Origin of the sequence: Roseovarius bejariae, from assembly GCF_009669325.1 — a bacterium.
In the GTDB taxonomy this organism is placed as follows: Bacteria; Pseudomonadota; Alphaproteobacteria; order Rhodobacterales; family Rhodobacteraceae; genus Roseovarius; species Roseovarius bejariae.
This window is the reverse complement of record NZ_SZWE01000001.1, coordinates 1,233,501-1,250,068: the sequence shown is the minus strand read 5'-3', so window position 1 is coordinate 1,250,068 and position 16,568 is coordinate 1,233,501. Positions and strand designations below refer to the sequence as shown.

The 16,568-nt window shown below is 53.2% G+C and carries 14 protein-coding genes and 2 pseudogenes; 6 read left to right on the top strand and 10 right to left on the bottom strand.

The annotated features are described in order from the left end of the window. Window positions 1-55 precede the first annotated feature (55 nt). Window positions 56-442 (bottom strand): DUF2946 family protein, encoded by a 387-nt coding sequence (locus tag FDP25_RS05935; protein WP_172982758.1) that lies wholly within the window; start codon window positions 440-442, stop codon window positions 56-58. Between the two features lie 350 nt (window positions 443-792). Here FDP25_RS05935 and FDP25_RS05930 point away from each other — a divergent pair, with 350 nt between their 5' ends. The 4 genes from FDP25_RS05930 to FDP25_RS05915 all read left to right on the top strand — a co-directional run bounded on the left by FDP25_RS05930 (window position 793) and on the right by FDP25_RS05915 (window position 4,972). Next, window positions 793-1,986 carry a site-specific integrase gene (locus FDP25_RS05930; protein WP_154149846.1) on the top strand — a complete coding sequence of 398 codons (1,194 nt, stop codon included), beginning with the start codon at window positions 793-795 and terminating at the stop codon, window positions 1,984-1,986. 134 nt (window positions 1,987-2,120) lie between these two features. Beyond that, a complete protein-coding gene (locus FDP25_RS05925; RefSeq protein WP_154149844.1) occupies window positions 2,121-2,885 on the top strand; it encodes a hypothetical protein in 765 nt (254 codons plus the stop codon). Window positions 2,886-2,918: 33 nt separating this feature from the next. Next, window positions 2,919-3,206 (top strand): helix-turn-helix transcriptional regulator, encoded by a 288-nt coding sequence (locus FDP25_RS17385; RefSeq protein ID WP_343031967.1) that lies wholly within the window; start codon window positions 2,919-2,921, stop codon window positions 3,204-3,206. A 617-nt stretch (window positions 3,207-3,823) separates the two neighbouring features. Next, on the top strand, window positions 3,824-4,972 hold the full coding sequence (locus FDP25_RS05915; protein WP_154149842.1) for a hypothetical protein: 1,149 nt from the start codon (window positions 3,824-3,826) through the stop codon (window positions 4,970-4,972). A gap of 20 nt (window positions 4,973-4,992) precedes the next feature. On the opposite strand, the pseudogene FDP25_RS17445 reads toward FDP25_RS05915, so the two are convergent. Beyond that, window positions 4,993-5,681: pseudogene (locus FDP25_RS17445) on the bottom strand (IS5 family transposase); the annotation flags it as partial. Between the two features lie 200 nt (window positions 5,682-5,881). Then, window positions 5,882-7,414, bottom strand: coding sequence for an FkbM family methyltransferase (locus FDP25_RS05900; RefSeq protein ID WP_154149836.1), 1,533 nt, complete (start codon window positions 7,412-7,414; stop codon window positions 5,882-5,884). A gap of 181 nt (window positions 7,415-7,595) precedes the next feature. On the opposite strand from FDP25_RS05900, the pseudogene FDP25_RS17200 reads away from it, so the two are divergent. Further along, window positions 7,596-8,169: pseudogene (locus tag FDP25_RS17200) on the top strand (integrase core domain-containing protein); the annotation flags it as partial. 70 nt (window positions 8,170-8,239) lie between these two features. Here FDP25_RS17200 and FDP25_RS05890 read toward each other — a convergent pair. The 7 genes from FDP25_RS05890 to FDP25_RS17040 form a co-directional block, all read right to left on the bottom strand. After that, window positions 8,240-9,205 carry a glycosyltransferase gene (locus FDP25_RS05890; protein WP_172982756.1) on the bottom strand — a complete coding sequence of 322 codons (966 nt, stop codon included), beginning with the start codon at window positions 9,203-9,205 and terminating at the stop codon, window positions 8,240-8,242. After that, on the bottom strand, window positions 9,177-9,890 hold the full coding sequence (locus tag FDP25_RS05885) for an FkbM family methyltransferase (RefSeq protein WP_154149830.1): 714 nt from the start codon (window positions 9,888-9,890) through the stop codon (window positions 9,177-9,179). The genes FDP25_RS05890 and FDP25_RS05885 overlap by 29 nt, the downstream gene beginning before the upstream one ends. A 44-nt stretch (window positions 9,891-9,934) precedes the next feature. Then, window positions 9,935-10,759, bottom strand: a complete 825-nt coding sequence (locus FDP25_RS05880) for a glycosyltransferase family 2 protein (protein ID WP_246175776.1) — start codon at window positions 10,757-10,759, stop codon at window positions 9,935-9,937. A gap of 365 nt (window positions 10,760-11,124) precedes the next feature. Further along, entirely contained in the window at window positions 11,125-12,087 is a 963-nt protein-coding gene (locus FDP25_RS05875; protein ID WP_154149828.1) for an ATP-binding protein, read from the bottom strand. Continuing rightward, on the bottom strand, window positions 12,087-14,441 hold the full coding sequence (locus FDP25_RS05870) for a DDE-type integrase/transposase/recombinase (RefSeq protein WP_154149826.1): 2,355 nt from the start codon (window positions 14,439-14,441) through the stop codon (window positions 12,087-12,089). Before FDP25_RS05870 ends, FDP25_RS05875 begins: the two co-directional genes overlap by 1 nt. Further along, on the bottom strand, window positions 14,438-15,268 hold the full coding sequence (locus FDP25_RS05865) for a Tn7 transposase TnsA N-terminal domain-containing protein (protein ID WP_246175775.1): 831 nt from the start codon (window positions 15,266-15,268) through the stop codon (window positions 14,438-14,440). Before FDP25_RS05865 ends, FDP25_RS05870 begins: the two co-directional genes overlap by 4 nt. Window positions 15,269-15,447: 179 nt before the next feature. Then, window positions 15,448-15,783 (bottom strand): hypothetical protein, encoded by a 336-nt coding sequence (locus FDP25_RS17040; RefSeq protein WP_172982755.1) that lies wholly within the window; start codon window positions 15,781-15,783, stop codon window positions 15,448-15,450. Window positions 15,784-16,262: 479 nt separating this feature from the next. Between FDP25_RS17040 and FDP25_RS05860 the strand changes: the two genes are divergently transcribed. After that, window positions 16,263-16,565 carry a BrxA family protein gene (locus tag FDP25_RS05860; RefSeq protein WP_154149824.1) on the top strand — a complete coding sequence of 101 codons (303 nt, stop codon included), beginning with the start codon at window positions 16,263-16,265 and terminating at the stop codon, window positions 16,563-16,565. Window positions 16,566-16,568: the final 3 nt, after the last annotated feature.

Genomic DNA, 16,568 nt, shown 5'->3' with positions numbered 1-16,568 from the left:
CCAGAACCCGGGGCGTCATGCCCTCGAAGCCGGTCAGCGCGATTGTCAGAGGAAATCAGATGGCAAAAGGTGGGGCGCGAATGGCATTGGGCCGCTCGGCGATACGTCCATGGGTTTGAGAAGTGGCGTTAACACGGTAATTTAGCCGTTTGACAACGCGCGCCACAACGACTGGATCAAAGTCGCATGCGGGAATATCTGCAGACAGGATGCACAACGGGCAATGCCCGTTCAGATCGGAAGGGGACGCAGGTGGGCTATTGCCAGCCTTATCAGCGGGCAGAGTGATCGTGCGCGGTCCATCGCCGGTACACAGGATCAGGCTAAAACCGCCATCATCCTCGACCGCGGCGCTGGGAACAGGCAGAAACGCCACCGCAACCTGCACCGCGAGCAACACGGACAGGACGAAGGCCACAAACCTGTCTAGGCTGGCAATCATGAGCGGTCGTGACCACATGGCCGGTGTTGTCTACACGAAAACGTGAATTGGCAAGCTGCTTTTTGGCCGCAGGTCAGCGTTGGAACAGAGGTTTTCCCAGACGTCAGCCACCTGTTTGAAATTTTGGCGATCCCGCGAGGACTCGAACCCCGAACCTGCTGATTAGAAGTCCCGGTCAGGCGGTTTCGCCGTATCGCGCCAAATTTCGCCGCACTGCGAAAAATCATTTGATTTCAGATATTTAGATTGACGCTTGTTGCGCCCATCTATCACAAACGACTCCAGATTTTGCTGCACGGTGCTTCCGTATTGCTTCCGGCAGGCAGTCATGACTTTGGAGATGTTCACAAATGTTCCGGCTTACAAAACGCTCTGTTGAAGCCCTCGAATTGCGGGGCACAGACTACATCGAATGGGACCGCGACGTGGCCGGGTTCGGCGTGCGGGTCTATCCATCGGGTAAGAAGGCCTATCTGGTCCAATACCGCAGTGGACGCCGCACCCGGCGCTACACGATTGGATCGCATGGCGTGCTGACCGCCGATCAGGCCCGCGCCGAAGCAAAGCGCCTTCTGGGCGATGTGCTGCGCGGAGACGACCCTTCGGCAACCCGGCAGGACCGACGGCGGGCCCCGACTGTTAAGGCGCTCTGTGAGCGGTTCTTGCAAGACTACGCGGCGGTCCATTGCAAGCCATCGACAAATCGTTCCTACGAAATGCTGATCCGGCTGCACATCAAGCCCGCGCTTGGCCCTATGCTGATCCAAGACGTCACACGCGCCGATGTAGCGGCCTTGCACCTGAAACTGAGTGCTGACGCGCCCTATCAGGCCAACCGGGTTCTGTCGTTGCTGTCTAAGCTGTTCAATACAGCGGAGGACTGGGGGTTGCGCGCCGAAGGCACCAACCCCGCGCGCCGGATCAAGAAGAACCGCGAAGAAGAAAAGAAGCGCTATCTCAGCGACGATGAACAAATGCGCTTGGGCCGGGTTTTGAATGATTGTCTCGAAGACGGAAGCGAAACCGTCTTTGCCGTGTCGGCCATCATGCTTTTGATGCTGACCGGGTGCCGTCGCAATGAGATCACCACCCTGAAATGGACCTATGTGCATTACACGCACTTGGACCTGCCGGACAGCAAGACAGGCCGCAGGCGCATTCCCCTGCCGCGAGAGGCATACGAAATTCTCATGAACCTGCCGCGAGGGGATGGAAACCCTTATGTGATCCGAGGGCTGACCGAAGACGGACACCTTACAGATTTGGAACGGCCTTGGCGGCGTATCCGAAGCCGCGCCGGGTTGCCGGACGTGCGGTTGCATGATCTGCGACACACCTATGCATCGGTTGCGATGCAGAACGGTATCGATCCCTTCACGCTTAAAGAAATCATGGGGCACCGGAATTTGCAGACCACCTTACGTTACGCACATCTGGCAGATGATGCCGTACAGCGTGCCGCCGGGTCGGTGGCATCGCGTTTGGCGGATGCGATGCGGCGGCAGAAACGCGATGATCGACCCGGTCTTCGTGTGGTCAGCTAACCTATACCATATAGGGAAAGCTCAAACCGCTGCCTCTCTATATAGCTATATATAGGGATTGGGGGTAGGATTTGGCCATACAGAGGATCGGCTCTGTATAGAGCGTTTGCGAATGGACAGAGGATAACGCCGAGATGGTCGAAGAGGCAGCCTACAATATTTGGAAGCAGGCCACTCCCGCGCGACAGGCGCGTTACATGGCTTTGTCCAAAGATGGGCGCACGGAATTGGATCGCCTTCTTGCGCAGAATGCTGCATCAGCGTTCATGTCAGACATTGAAAGGTCATTATCCAAGGCTCGCTCGGGCGTGGAAGCCTTTCAAGAGGCCGCATCGGAACTCTCGATAGTAGTTGAAGCACGCCAAGCACTGTACAAGCAAGGCGAGGCTCGGATTCTGGCGTGGCTGCGTAAAGGGACTGTGGTTGCCGTGGCTTACGAGGCACCCCGCAAGTTATCCGACTTGCCCGCAGAAGTCCCAGCGGAAGTGATTTGCGCAGCCAAGTCGCTGGATTGGGAAACGGGCACCTTAAAAGTATCCGGGCTGCATCTGGTCGAGTTGCGTTTTTTGCCTTCGCAGTATGCAGAGGAAATCCGTGCAGTAGTACCTCCTGCCACGGATGTTCGAGCGTCCAATCAAGCTGAAACCGAGCCTTCAGAACCGACACGTCCAGTCGGTCGCCCAGCCATAGGGCCATTTATCGAGGAGGCGTTTCGAGCATTGCTCAAGGCTGGAGAAATTGACCTGTCAACCTCCATGACCTCGCATTATCCGCTTGTGCGAAAGTGGCTTGAAAATGTACGTCCGGAGGTCATCACTCAACCGGGCATGCCCGGCGACGAGGCCATTCGCAAGACCATCTCACCGCTGTTCAAGGACGCCAAGAAGAGGTCCAATTAACTATAAATTCCAAAGGGATTTATTGTCGTTTTTATGGGTTTTGTTCCGATGCATGTTGAGTGCTGTAAGGCGTGCAACAGCGGGAGGCAAAACCAGATGAATGAGCAGGCAAGCCAAAACCTTTCGAGCCGGCCAGACCGTTTGATGACTGAACACGAAGCGGCGGACATGCTTTGCTATTCCGTCCGGGCACTCCAGAATTGGCGGCATCGCGGGGGTGGGCCACGCTTTGTAAAGGTCTCTGCGCGGTCGGTTCGTTATCGATCCAAAGACCTGCTGGCTTGGATTGAGGAGCGCACCGTAGCGCACACGTCAGAGTAATCTTGATAACCAGTTTTGCCTGTGCGGGGTTGGAAGCACCGTGCGGGATTTTGGGGCCGGATGGCTTCAACAAGGGGCGTGAGGTGTCGTCACCTCGCGCCCTCCCTTTGTCAAATTTAGCAACAGTCGAGGCGAAGACGATGCAGATAAGCAATATCGATCCCTTGGAGCAAACCACGCGCCAACACATGCGCACAAAGACACGTTCGCGACTGCGCAATGGCGGTTGCTATTTGCATCAAATGGACCCCGAGAGCGATTACCGGACTACATGCGCCGTCTATCACGCCGCGCAGACTTTCCATCACTTCGCATTGGATGAGAATCAGCATTTACAGGTCATTTTTCGCGACGGTGAGGACGGCAAATTGCGGTGCTCAGTCATCAACCTTACGTCACCACAATTCCCCCACGGTTGAGCGATGCGTGACGTTTACCAGCCTACCCGCCGGACGCCTCGCGTCCGGCCCCAAAACCAATGCTTCCCCGCCGGAGGCAGGGAGGGCGCTGTGCGCCCGACCCGCGCGCGAAGCGCGCTCGGAGTGGGCGAAATGGCACAAGGAGGGGGGTGATAGTAGCACCCCCCTCCAGAAATACGAGGCAGTAGGACAGCGGAAATGAGAGTAGTACATCGCGGGTTCGATACCCTGCATCTATCCATCCAGAAAAGCATCCCGCCGGATTTGCTCGAATATCTGGCGGCACAAAAGGAAGCAGCGGAAGGCACACGCGAGGCTGTGGCAGTGACTTTTAACGGTACGGATTTCAACCTCGCACCGTATGGCGGCAAGGGGTACAGCTTCCTCCTTGAGGATGGCCCATTGGGGGCGCAATGGGCTTTCAAGAAGCCGAACCCCAAAGACCCTTGGGGCGTTCGCGTGGCTATCGGTTCAACATTTCTGGCGACACAGGGGCTGGGCGAAGTGCGAGCTTACATCGCAGATACGATGGACGCCTTGGGGATGCCCTTTAAGACAGACCAGGTCAGTATCGGACGCGCCGACTTCTGCGTTGACATCCTCGCTCCAGATTTCGAGCTGGAGCCTGAGAATTTTGCAATGCGAAGCCCAACCAATCGAGCAGATCACCACGCTGGAACACCCGATACGCGCAGCAATGGCAAATCCGGTCGGTATACCTCCGTAACAGTTGGCAAGATGCCCGGACGGCAAGTTATCATCTACGATAAGCGTGCGCAGATCATTGCTCAGGACAAGCCAATCTGGTGGGATATCTGGGCCGCTAATCTGGCAGGAGATGGGTTGCCTCCGTTGGACCGCTCAGACGCGGCTGAAAGCCGTGTGTGGCGTATAGAGGTGCGGGCGGGAAAGTCCCTGCTGAAAGATCGTTGGCAGGTTCGGACATGGGCGGATTTCGATGCTCGGCTCGGCGATATAATGGCAGAAGCCTTTGAAAAGGTGCAGTACAAAGAGCCAGACGTTTTTGATACCAACCGGAGCGGCTGGCCCGTCGCGCCAATATGGGCGCTCGCGCATCAAGCGGTACTGGACGACCTGACCGAACTGCGTAGTTATATGGACGCGCCAACGGCAAAGGACGTCTATCGTGAGGAGCAAATTCGCATTCTGCAAGCGCAAGTATTGGGCAACGCAATCACACTGGCGGCACTAAGGGGCATTCCGCAAGAAGCATTGGGGAATGAAATTGATGTAATGGCTCATGTACTCAAATCCGAGATTGTGGCTGACCCCGATCGAGCCAAAAGGAAGCTGTTGGAGGCTGAGAATAGGTATCGGTTCATTTGATAACTAGGGAGTGTGGACATTCATCTTGATGCAATCAAGGCAGCGACAAGGTTCCAATTGGCTGTATGGGTGCAATCGGTTTTGTATTAAAGTTTCGCTATGCCTATGAACCCTTGATCTTAGCGGAGTAGTTCTGGACCAGATGCCGCCGCTTATAGGCGTCGGCGTCATGGTCACGCTGATGCAGCGGTTGGTTCTCGGCGAGATCACAGCGGTTGTGCAACGCGCGTCCAGCTCTTCCAGGAGCCAATTCGCATTGAAGGCTTTACCCGCCATGAGCGCGCCGAAAGAAATATCCCGGATCAGCGGCGCGAAGATTTTATTTCATGAACCTGGCCGGCCATAAGCAGAAAGCGGACCAGATTTCCAAGCGCATCGACCAGTGCCACGATCTTAGCCATCAAGCCGCCGCGCGAGCGCCCGATGGCCTGAGCTTGAGTCCTCTTTTGGGCCAGGAGCCTTCTGGTGAACCCGAACGATGGTGGCGTCAATAAGCGCGTATTCGAGGTCGGGGTCACTGCACATGGCATTGAAAAGACTCTCGAATACGCCCGCCTTGACCCATCTGCGGAAACGTCGAAACTGGCTGTTCCAGTTGCCAGGTTCCGCCATGGTGAGCAGGTCCGAATCCCCAGAAAACTGCTTCCAGAAACAGGCGATTATCCTTTGACGTGGCCCCGCGTCGCTGGCCTTTTCCAGGAAATGCGGCTCAAGCTGCTGCCATAAATGAACCGTAATCACAAAACGCTGCCCGTTCATTTAAACCTTCATTTGGGAAGTCTGAATCAGAAAGCATAGCCAATGGGGATCCCGATTGTCCAAAGCCCCTAATTCGAACCTTTTATTGGACCTCAAACTCTGAACTGCCAATGGTCCCTTCGCCTCGCCGTCGTCGCATTGGTCAATAATTTAATTTGCTCGCTTGGCTACAAGCACGTTGGCCCGCGTTTCCACGATTTCGAACCCTACAGAGCGCACATGGTCGAAGAAAGCTGAGGTGCTGACTCCACGACGCACAAATGGGTCAGGATGGAATTCTACGATTGCGACGGCGCAGTGCTTTAGTGCCTCTTTGTCCTTCAGGAAAAGCTCGAATTCCTCTCCTTCGATATCGCATACGAGGCAGTATTGCTCTTCAATCTTTTGCGATTTCAATAAATCGACAAGTGATGTGGCAGGCACTTCGATCTCGTGGCCCTCGTCAGCACGACACTCTGTGGCGACATGTGACGTGTGCAGCCCGTTCGTGATGGTAAATCGCACGACGTCTGAGTCATAAGCTAGCGCGGCATTTAGTACTGTGGTGTGTTCGTTGTCTACATCGCCAATATTGCGGTTGCAGATGTCGATCAGATCGGGGTTAGCCTCAACCACGATCAGTTGTGTTCCGGGGTTTAAATGATTACGGAGCAAATTGCTCACGATCCCATAGGCCCCTCCCAGTTCGACCACTGGCAGATCTTTGGGCAGCCACTTGCGGGAGAGGTCCCGTTCGGGCTTTTCATAGTTACCGGCTAGGATGGCGCGGATTGCGGCGACTGGAGAATGCTTTGGCAGTTGAAAGGTGGTACCGTCCAGATCGTACCGCGCACCGCGGGCATCATCCCGCATAAGGTATTTCGCATCGCTCAACTTTCGACGTAACGCCGGGAGATCAAAGATTGGCTTTGTACCAGCAGCCTCATGCATTATCCTTCGGCGGTGTCGGAAAGATTTTAGAAACTCGCGACCAAACCCTACATGCGTGACGGGCGTAGATAGAAGTTTGGGCCGTGTAGCCCAACGGTATTTATCGCGAAAGGCGTCTATCGCGGTAATAAAAGCCTCATCGATTTCAGAAAGTCCAAGATGCTCCACATGGAAGTCGATGACATAGGCGCTCCTGCCACGAAATATCGCCTGTTGCACAAGGTCCGTGCCGTATAAATGGAATCCGGAAAGATCGCATGAAGGGGCCAAGGTGGCATCGCGACGCAGAATCAGAATATCCTCATCAAGAGTTTCGACCTTGGCGGGCAATTTTCCTATATATTCATTATAACCAATAACGGAGGTTAATCGACGGGCAGGCTTGCCCTCAATCGTAGAACCCGCATTACCAGCTAAGGCCCAAGTCGGGTCGAGCGATGTCAATTCCTCCAGCGCAGTATCCAGTTGCGTGCGGTTGTCTATGGCAAGGACATCTTGGTGGACTAGAACAACATACTTTCCCCGCGACTTGTGGATCATCTTGCCGAGGCCCGAATACCCGTCGTGACTATTGCCCTGAGTATTATCGGCGTAAAGGAACTCGACGGAGTCACCGTCAAAACCTCGACTACGGAAGCTATCGACCATTTCGGCATATTGCTCTGGCTTGGTGACGAGTGTGCAAAAGCTGTAGCGAATATCTTCGTCTGGAAGAGTATTCACGTTAAGGGTATCATGAGGGAAATGTGCCATCAGGTTCTTCTATCGCTTTGGAGCGGAAAGTAAACGTTGCTTTTTAAGCAGTAAATCGCCTGGCTGAAAATCTGAATCAAGAGGGGTTCCCATGACTTCTGGTTCATCCTTTTCGGGAAAATGAATCATGTTAGCACCTTTGCCGGATGTGCTTGGTGCGCAGTTTCAGATGTTGGTTAGAGAAGGATTAACTGTTCGTAAAGGTGGCGGACGCAAGCGCGCAGTGGCCAACAGAACGCTGGTTGCGACCCCACAGGGGCAACCAGAGTTGTTCGCTCGACTTCATGTATGATGCGCTTGAGAATAGGCGTCGGTTCTGGGCGCTGAACGTGACCGACGACTTCAACCGCGAATGCCTGACCGCCCTCGTAGACACATGTACCGGCGGCGCGCGAGGCTCCCCCGAGTTGGACCGCATCGCGGAATCGCGTGGTTATCCGTGCATTGCGGTTAGCGAAAACGACACGGAATTGACCTTAATTGGCATGCTCAAGTGGTAGAATGACCGGAAAGCCGCCTGGTACTATGGCGCACCAGGAAAACCCGTGCAGAATGGCTTGGTCGAAAGCTCCAGAGGACGGATGCGATCGGATTGCAGGAAAGAACACCAGTCCCTGCGCCCTGCCTGCCGCATAATTACGGCATGTCGCGACGTCTACAATCACCACCGCTCGCGTTCGCGCCTCGACGTGCTCTCCCTGCGGCTGTATCGTCAATGTTTTATAAAGGACCAAAATTTAAACAGGGCGAACGTATTAACTCGGGCTAAAATGGGAGCAGGTCAACTCGATTGGTTATGCCCATCATGTACCACTGAGACGCTGTTTAACGGTTTCGCAAATCGCGAAGAACCTCTTTGATCAAGTCGCGACCGGCACCAAGCGGATGTTTGCTAAGAGCATTTATCACTCCACCATCATAATAGGCTAGTCTTGTTTCCGTCGAATCCAGCGCGGCCATAAGCTTTCGCGAAATAGGGTCATTACTGCTTAAGCCAAACAAACGCGCATCTTTCTGACGTTCTTCGAAAACCGCTAAGGCTTGTCGCAGCAACCTTCTTCGTTGTTGGCGGTTTCGTTCTGAGTCTAATCCATTCTTTTTAGAATGTGATAAGCCTAGGCCGTCGCGATAGGCCAGAAGCGGCTTTCGTATTAACGAGACACGACATTCAAGTGCGGCGCGAAAACCAAGGATGTGATCATCAAAGACTAATGGGCTTTGGATCGGCCCATAGGTGTCAAAAAGTGCGCGGCTCCAGGCCCCCGATGCCCCAAGATAGTGCGCTAAGGAAGTAGCCACTTCTAAAGCGTCAGTCGTTCGAAAAAAATCTGCCTTGAGATATCGACTTAATGTCGGATTACCGCTCCCATCAATTGGATCGGCATAAGAATGCACCAAAAGCGGACCTTCGGCCTCAAAGCAAGCCACAATGCTTTCAACGCGATCCGGATATGAAACATCATCACCGTAAGCAGGGATCAAAATATCGCCAGTTGCACGAGCGACGAGGGCGTTTGTATGAGCAATTACCCCCATGTTTTGTTTGTTACGATTTAAAACAATTTCATGCGGCCCGTCATAATCTTTGACGCAGTTTTTCGCGATGCTGAAGGTTCGGTCCGAGGATGCATCGTCCGATATTATTATCTCTACGGGCGAGTAGGTCTGTGCGAGCGCAGCTTTAACGGCCTCTGCAACAAAATCTTCTTGATTATAGGTCAGAACAAGAAGGCTGCACTTCGGCTTCATCTCATTTCCCATTTTAAGTTGCGCACTCGAAAGTAACGACATTGGCTGATGAGAGGTCGACACGAGGGTAAAGGCCTGCAATTGCACAGGTCTTATATATCTGAATTTCAGCGCTTCGCGAAATGAGCGCTGGGTGCAACTCAAGAATCAGAGCTCTGACCCCGGTCAGATTAAGTTGCGGAAACAATTCTGCCTCTCCACCTTCAATGTCAATTACCAGAACGTCAGGTTTAAAATTCTCCAACGTTTCTTGTACGCTTAAGGTAGGAACCTGAACGGTGTGTAATGTTTTATCGGTGGCGATCAAAGAGCCTTCTGCAAAAGATTGATGGATATGAAAGTCACGGGTTTTACCACCTACGCCGGGGACTAAAATCGCGTTATGTAACTCAACCGAATGAATATCATTAACGTTGTGCAACTCCTCAATGGCCGCAATCAATTCTGGATTTGCTTCAAAACACTTTATTCGGGCGTCTGGCTGTGCTTTTGCAGCCAATCCTGAAACAACGCCCAGCCCGACACCGACTTCCATTACTCGGTCATTAGGGCGCAAAAGCTGCAAAAGCGCTTCGATTTCAGGAACCTCATATTTTTTTGACAGCAGTTGGTCCTTTATCGGACGGATAACGTGACTTCCGTGGATCGGCACCTTCAAACCCCTGTAGATGACAAAGCGCATGAACTTCGCTCGCATTCGATGAAAGGTGCGTTTAAGTGAAATCATGTTCAATCTCCTGGAACCAAACGCTGCCGCCAAATTAATTTTGATTATCGAGCTTTAAGTATTTGTTTATAAAATGACACGCGATCTTTTAGTGTTTCACCCATTTTGTGCTTCTGACGAACATAGGACAACTCTTTGCGCCGTAGTTCGACCGTAACGCCAGTATTGCTGACTTGTCTCTCGTGCAACCGATTTAAAACCAAGGTTTCAGGAATGATTTTTGGTGAGCCATACGTTTTGTTCAGTCGATGATAGATCTCAACATCCATTAGCCAAATTAGATGTTCATCAAATTCTAGTGCTTTCCCACGCCGCATTGACAGGACTGATGGGCTGCTTATCGTGTTTTTTCCAAACCGTATTTGTGGATGCATTTGCGGCACCATGGGCCTAATCGCGTTATGGTCGTCATAAGTGACAGCCGAGCCACATATCACCCAAACCGCATCCTCCTCAAATGCCTGCGCGGTCAATTCCAAGGAATCATGACGCGCTAAAATATCATCTTGAAACAGTATTTTGACGACCTCTCCTTGAGCATGCCGCATCGCGTTATTGGTATTCGCCGATGCTTGCCTTGGCCCATCAGAAAAAAAGAGGTGCTTGATGTTTAAACGCTCTGAAAATGCGTTGCAGGTTTGCGCTACGTCGTTCCCATCTGATTGGTCGGAAACAACCACGTCGAAGTTTTGGTAACTTTGATGCGTTAGCTTTGTAAGCGATTGCTCTAAAAACTGCGCGCCATTTCCACCCATGTCATAGGTTGGAATGCAAATACTTAGAAAAGGTGCTTTCATCATAGTTGAGTTACTGCCAAGGAAGGTATGCGCCCGCAAGCCGAAACCTAAGTTTCCCATCAGTTCCAGCATTCAAAGACACCAGTCGGATAGTTCACGACTCGCCAAGTGCTGCAAATTTTCAACACCAAATTGCTTGCACTGTTGCTTCCGTATTGCTTCCGGCAAGTTTGTGTAATGAATTTTTGCGAAGATGGTTTTTTATAACATATTGATAAATTTAATGCCAATGGGGCATATGAATGCGCACCTCACAGCTTCATTAGCCGAATCACCATATCTAACTACTTGATATTATGCGATTTTATCCGGCGCTTGCGATTGCGCACACCATAAGCATGCACGCTGGGACGATATGTGTGCGCACCCAAGGCTGAAGAATGCAAAAGAAAAGGCCCGCCGAAGCGAGCCTTTTGCTTGAGGTGATTTCCGAGAAATCAGCGCGTTCGTTTTAGAATATCCATGAGCTTGTCTTGGTCAAAGCTTTCCCGATAATTCGGAATGGTGAAAGGAGAATAGCCGATTGGGGTAGAGTAAATTTTTGAGTAAGCATTAGAGAAATGTTCGGTTGAGCAAATCGCGTCGCCATGGATCTGGCAGTTCGTAAACGCCTCGATAAGCATCTCAATTACCAGTCCCCAGCGGTTGCAACTGGCGAAGGCGAGACGCTCCAAAAAATCCGTTGTTGCAAGAGAGCCAATATCGAGCCCGGCCTTCTCCGCGTAGCTGAAGGTCAATTGCAACAACTCATCCATATCGGTTTTTTGGGTCACGTCGATGCTCTCGAAGTGAACTGTTCGGAGCAGCCTGGCCAGCTGCTCCTCTTTGGCAACATGCATGGCGAGGCTCGGGATGCCTGACAGGATCAGCATGAGGGGCCAGCGCGTCTCCTTCAGGAGCGTTTTGAAGCTGTCGAGTATCTGCTGGTTCGTTCGCTCTCCCTCATCGCTGAAGACGTGTTGGCACTCATCAAAGTGAATACCGACAACACCCTGTAGTTCGGCGTATTCAATGACCTTCTCCCAGATGTAAGCTTGAGTCCGACGGCCCTTCAATTCATAGCCGAGTAGACCCAAGATCTTCACACCCAAGTCCTTCCAGGTGACCTTGCCAGAAAGGATGCAATGAATGATCTTTACGGGACGACCGTCGGGCATAATGACCGATCCGTCGTTGAATTTCTTGCGCAGACGCTTGATTTCGTGGGACTTGCCTTGGCGCGACTCGCCGATGACCAGCACACCGCGCGCTTCAAAAGGCTGGCCCGACGATGCCTTGGTATAATAATCCGTCGTACACCAAGACATCGCATCGAACAGTTTCTCTCCCCTGGGGAACGGAAAATGGGCCGACTTCAGAGGCGCAGACGCCTTGACTACATGCTTGTTGATAAAGCTCATTATTCCAGACCTTTCAGGTTTTTGGGGCGTGACAAGGCTCCTGTGGGCCCCGACTGCTTGCCCGGTGACCTGGTATTGGGCGGCGATGGGTGCCCGGAGTTCGGTTGGGAGTCGTTTGTTTCGGAAGTCGCAAGTGAGCCCGTTGCAGGATCTTTGGGTCCTGTTTCACCCAGCATCCCGACCGGATCATTCATCTCCGCCGTCCCGTCGATTGGCTCTTCGTCATCGCCAATACGATATACTCCCTCGGAAGGTTGAAGGTCTGTGATCGCTTCCGGCCGTGTTGTTGCCGGGATCGGTTGCGACGGGATCACCCGCGCACCGGAGAAGACCGCCTTTGCCATGGCTTTGCATTCAGCGATCGTCGAGTAGCTGCGAGACAGATTGTGTTCTACGCCGATGGCGGCGATCTGGTCATACCGCTGCTTGCGCGTACGCATCACCCGGTCCTCATGGAAGGCTGCAGATTCTGGATCTTCCCGCCTTTGTTCGGCCATCAGCCGGAGGATTTCCGGGAGCGTCATATCTGCAAAAGCCGTCATCTGAAGGTGAACTTCGACTGGCTCCTTCACCTTGGGCAATACAACAGTTGCGGAGTTCATATTGTCTGGATCGACGAAGACCTTCACTTTTCCTTTAATTCTATATTCGTCCCGTTTCGTCTGTAGTTCGTTGGAGTTGAACCAGATGCCCTGAAATAACCGGACGCCCTCATCCGTGGGGGTGACTTCTTGTTCCCATCCGAGATGAATTCGCCGGTCATGCGGATCAATCGGCGGTATCTGGCCGCGGGTCTCGTTGATTGCTTCATAGACGTCACTGGGGCGGCGGCCGCCCATTCCGACGCCGTAGTGCCGGGTGGAGGGATACTCGTCGACTAAATATCGTGTAACGATTTCATGGAGCTGCTCGACCGTGAGAACACCGTTTGCCTTCGCGTCGTATCCAGGCAGTTCGCCCGGCCGGCCACCGGTATAGCCGGGCAAAAGCTTAAAAATGTCCATCTCGAGCGTCCCGAATAAACGCTCCATGACAGACCGGTCCGTCGAGGAATAGGTCCGTGTAACGGTGTTGATACTTCCGATGCCCATCAGCGCTCCGACTGCTGTCGAATTGCGCAAGCCTGGCCCATTGTCGTTCTTCACGTGCATGAGGCCAACCGCTGCGGCCGGCTCTCCACTACATCCGTAGAGGCGCTTTTCCCTGCTCTTGTCGCGAGTTGCCATTCGGAAGAGTGCCAAGGTGGCTTCTGCATTCGGCGTTTCCGAAATCACCCAGGCGAGGGGCATACGGGTCGCCACGTCTATCATGACCAAGATCCAGAACCGGGATTTGATGTACTTCTCCAAGTTCTCAAGCGCTTCTTTTTCGCCGTCGGACATGCGCTCCCAGAATCCAGCCAATTTTGCCGAAGCTATGAGGGAAATCTTGCATTCATCGATTTCCACAAGTTCCCCAATTATAAGGGCCCGCAAATCGGTGCTTCCACGCCCGCGTTTGTTGCGGGCTTGGCTGAGGCCTTCAGTCCCGATCAACTGCTCGGTTGGGGTTAAGAGAAGGTCCAGATGCTCACGCAGCGTCCTGTGGGACGGCACTATGAGTTTGGGCAGGTCGTTGCGGAGGCGCTTCTTGTTTTCTTCCCATACGCGGGTCTCAAGGCGTTTATGAAGATTGGAAATAGCGGGCTTCTTATAATCTATCCCGAACTTTTCCCAAACCTCGGTCATCAGTTCTCGAAGTTGTAGACCAATCTTGTCTGTACGATTGCCCTTGAGGTGATCCAATGAGACCAAAGCATCAATCGGGGACTCGTCTGGCGCCAGGCTTTCAAAAACCCGGAAATACTTCATTAAAGTGCGCCCCTGGTACAGATACATACCCTTTGAGCGCCCGCCCCGAGGCGGGTTAATAAGAACCTTTTTCCCGAATACTTCACTCGCAACGGTAGCAATGAAGCGACGTGCCTCCGGGCGACCCGCAATCCGATCGGATAGCTGAAAGCCTGGATCGCCGCGTTCGGCGCGGATTTTCGCCCGATAAGCGAGCATGCCCTGGCAAACGGCGACGTGAAATCGACCAAGCTCGCGCTGCTCCTCCGACAACGCTGCGGATGAAGTGTATCCGCCGAGCCGCTGCTTTAGGCGCGCACCGTTCTCGGGTATGGCCGTATCAATTGTCGTTCCTGGAAGCTTGAGCTGTTCGACCAACTTGGCAAAGGGCAGAACAGTGGTTACCCCATCGTCACGGCCGACCATCTTGTATCCGTGCGCATCTTGTCCGGAAATCACCACCGGGCGCTCCAAGAGCGTCAGCTCGGTTCCGGGAAGGAAGTTATAACGTGGAACCACCGTCATGCTGCCACCTCAATGCGCGAGTGTTCCCACAACACATGATCGAGGTTGGCGCGTAACGCACCTCGGGCGATCAGACGGTAGCAGGCGGCAAATGCCCGTGGGGTTGAAACGGGCGCGTGTGGGAAGAGGTCCCTCATGTAGTAGAATGACTTGACCGAAAGCGCGGTTTCCCAAAGGGCTTCATCAGCCTCAGCATCCGGCTGGAACACGAAGTGATGCATCCGCATCAGATTGTCACGACGCTGACGCGTGTAGTCATTGGCATTGACCACAATCATGTCGTTGGCGGCGTGTTTGGGCGTTGCGGCCACGATCGCGTTGATCTGACGCTGTGTACGGGGCTTCTCGAGGCTTTCTTCATTGCGGACAAAAATCAGCCGCTTATACCCATTGCGGAATGTGATCTTCAGATCATGAGTATACGAGCGCCGGACATTATCCTCGTCGCGGTAGTGAACGGTGAGGGGTTGAAACGTCACATCGTAGATCTCGCGTGACATCACCGCCTCTAACCCTGTTGCCGCCTCAGCGGCGCTTTCGGCGATACCGACCTTTGGCTTCCAATCATTTGCTGGGGTCCGATAGGTTAGAAACACCTTGTGCGAGGTATTGCTGCGTGCGCTCGGGTTCCGAACCCCATCGAAGGGGAGAACTCCGCGAATATCGCCCAAAGAAAGCGCGCTTGCGCGAGGGAGTTTCGGGAGCGAGTAGTTCCAGGAGTCATGATCGATAACTTTGTCTTCTGTTTCGACATACTCACGTTTGGTTGCATCACGATCCGGCCGTGTTTCTCTGGGCAATACGGGACCCTCCGAATAAGTCGGCATTTTGATTTCCTTTCGCATAGGAAGACCACCCGCCGGACTTCAGTCCGACGCTGCCCGAAGGCGGCGGTCGTATTTTCGGGAGTTGTTGAAATGAACCGATTGGATCTCAGGTGGCGGTCATTTCAAGTTTATGGATCCAAAGATCCGATTGTTTAGACTGGGTAGTCAGCTCCTAGCATTCACTTCTTCCTCCATTCTCGTTCAATCGCGTTGCCTGCGCCCTTGCCCGGTCTCTTGGGCTGGACAGCCAGGACATTGGCTGGTTGCGTTTTCGGCGAAACGACCCGGTGGAGTTGGCCTGAGAAATCCGCCGTGCCGGGCCTCGTTTCGAGCGTCAAAGTACCCAGCACGCCACCTCGGGCAACTGCTGATTTCGCCCAAAATTTTTTCGCGAAAATTATTTCCGAGCTGGTGCAATCGATACCAGAGGTAGCCTTGGAATCTGTAAGTGTATGTTTTGTATATATTTTATCCCCTTGCGCGCTGATCGGGCAACGAAGGAGAAAACTGCGCAAGATCTTACGCTTCTACAGCGTCGCCGAATTCGCCTATACACTCGGATAATAGAGTGGCGAAAATGACACACGCTCGATGGTTTTGAAAAATGTGATGGAGGTTCGAAGCCTACCGCACAGGGCGAAATCGATTCGACAGAACGGACGACACAGCGTCTTTGAGTCCCCAATCCGAAACACGACAGGAAGATTCGGCCGAGACTGATTTTCCTATATCGACCGGCAAACCTACCGAACAGTAACCCCATAATAAGAGACACACTGAGACATTTCTGATCCCGCCGCACGGCCCAACCAAGCCTCTGCGTTTGAGGTCTACGTCTGTCTGTTGCTCAACAGGGGACTGGGTTAAGGTATCGACATTGCATCACTTTTCCGGCACACGAGAGAAACCCGTATCGCCTTTGCAACGAAAGCGAGAAACGACCAGAACAGCGAGTGGCTACGACGTTACCAACCCTGCCGAACAAGAATATAAGATGTCGTTCAGCACCGGTGGGCTTTTTGTTAACGAAAGTGTTGAGGTCGCGCGTGTTCATGTTCCTGGCGAGCGGTGGGAGAGCACAATACAGCGTGCCATTGATGAGGGCGCCACCGCGCTTCCTAAATCTGCATCAAACCGTCGAACTCTGCGGGAAATCTCCAGCCGCCTGCTCACCCTTTCGGAAGAGGACCGCACCTTCCTTATCGACGAGGCAGCCCGCGCGGTGTGCGAGGCGCAGGTGAAGATGACCTGGACCTGGCGCGAAGAGCGAGATATGGTGAAAATAGAAAGGTACTGACGC

Excerpts from the sequence above, each read along its gene's own strand:
- FDP25_RS05915 (WP_154149842.1), top strand. The coding sequence starts at position 3,824 with ATGAGAGTAGTACATCGCGGGTTCGATACCCTGCATCTATCCATCCAG.
- FDP25_RS05875 (WP_154149828.1), bottom strand. The coding sequence starts at position 12,087 with ATGAGCTTTATCAACAAGCATGTAGTCAAGGCGTCTGCGCCTCTGAAG.
- FDP25_RS05930 (WP_154149846.1), top strand. The coding sequence starts at position 793 with ATGTTCCGGCTTACAAAACGCTCTGTTGAAGCCCTCGAATTGCGGGGC.
- FDP25_RS05935 (WP_172982758.1), bottom strand. The coding sequence starts at position 442 with ATGATTGCCAGCCTAGACAGGTTTGTGGCCTTCGTCCTGTCCGTGTTG.
- FDP25_RS17385 (WP_343031967.1), top strand. The coding sequence starts at position 2,919 with ATGGGTTTTGTTCCGATGCATGTTGAGTGCTGTAAGGCGTGCAACAGC.
- FDP25_RS05860 (WP_154149824.1), top strand. The coding sequence starts at position 16,263 with ATGTCGTTCAGCACCGGTGGGCTTTTTGTTAACGAAAGTGTTGAGGTC.
- FDP25_RS05865 (WP_246175775.1), bottom strand. The coding sequence starts at position 15,268 with ATGCCGACTTATTCGGAGGGTCCCGTATTGCCCAGAGAAACACGGCCG.
- FDP25_RS05885 (WP_154149830.1), bottom strand. The coding sequence starts at position 9,890 with ATGATTTCACTTAAACGCACCTTTCATCGAATGCGAGCGAAGTTCATG.
- FDP25_RS05900 (WP_154149836.1), bottom strand. The coding sequence starts at position 7,414 with ATGGCACATTTCCCTCATGATACCCTTAACGTGAATACTCTTCCAGAC.
- FDP25_RS05870 (WP_154149826.1), bottom strand. The coding sequence starts at position 14,441 with ATGACGGTGGTTCCACGTTATAACTTCCTTCCCGGAACCGAGCTGACG.
- FDP25_RS05890 (WP_172982756.1), bottom strand. The coding sequence starts at position 9,205 with ATGTCGTTACTTTCGAGTGCGCAACTTAAAATGGGAAATGAGATGAAG.
- FDP25_RS05925 (WP_154149844.1), top strand. The coding sequence starts at position 2,121 with ATGGTCGAAGAGGCAGCCTACAATATTTGGAAGCAGGCCACTCCCGCG.
- FDP25_RS05880 (WP_246175776.1), bottom strand. The coding sequence starts at position 10,759 with ATGCTGGAACTGATGGGAAACTTAGGTTTCGGCTTGCGGGCGCATACC.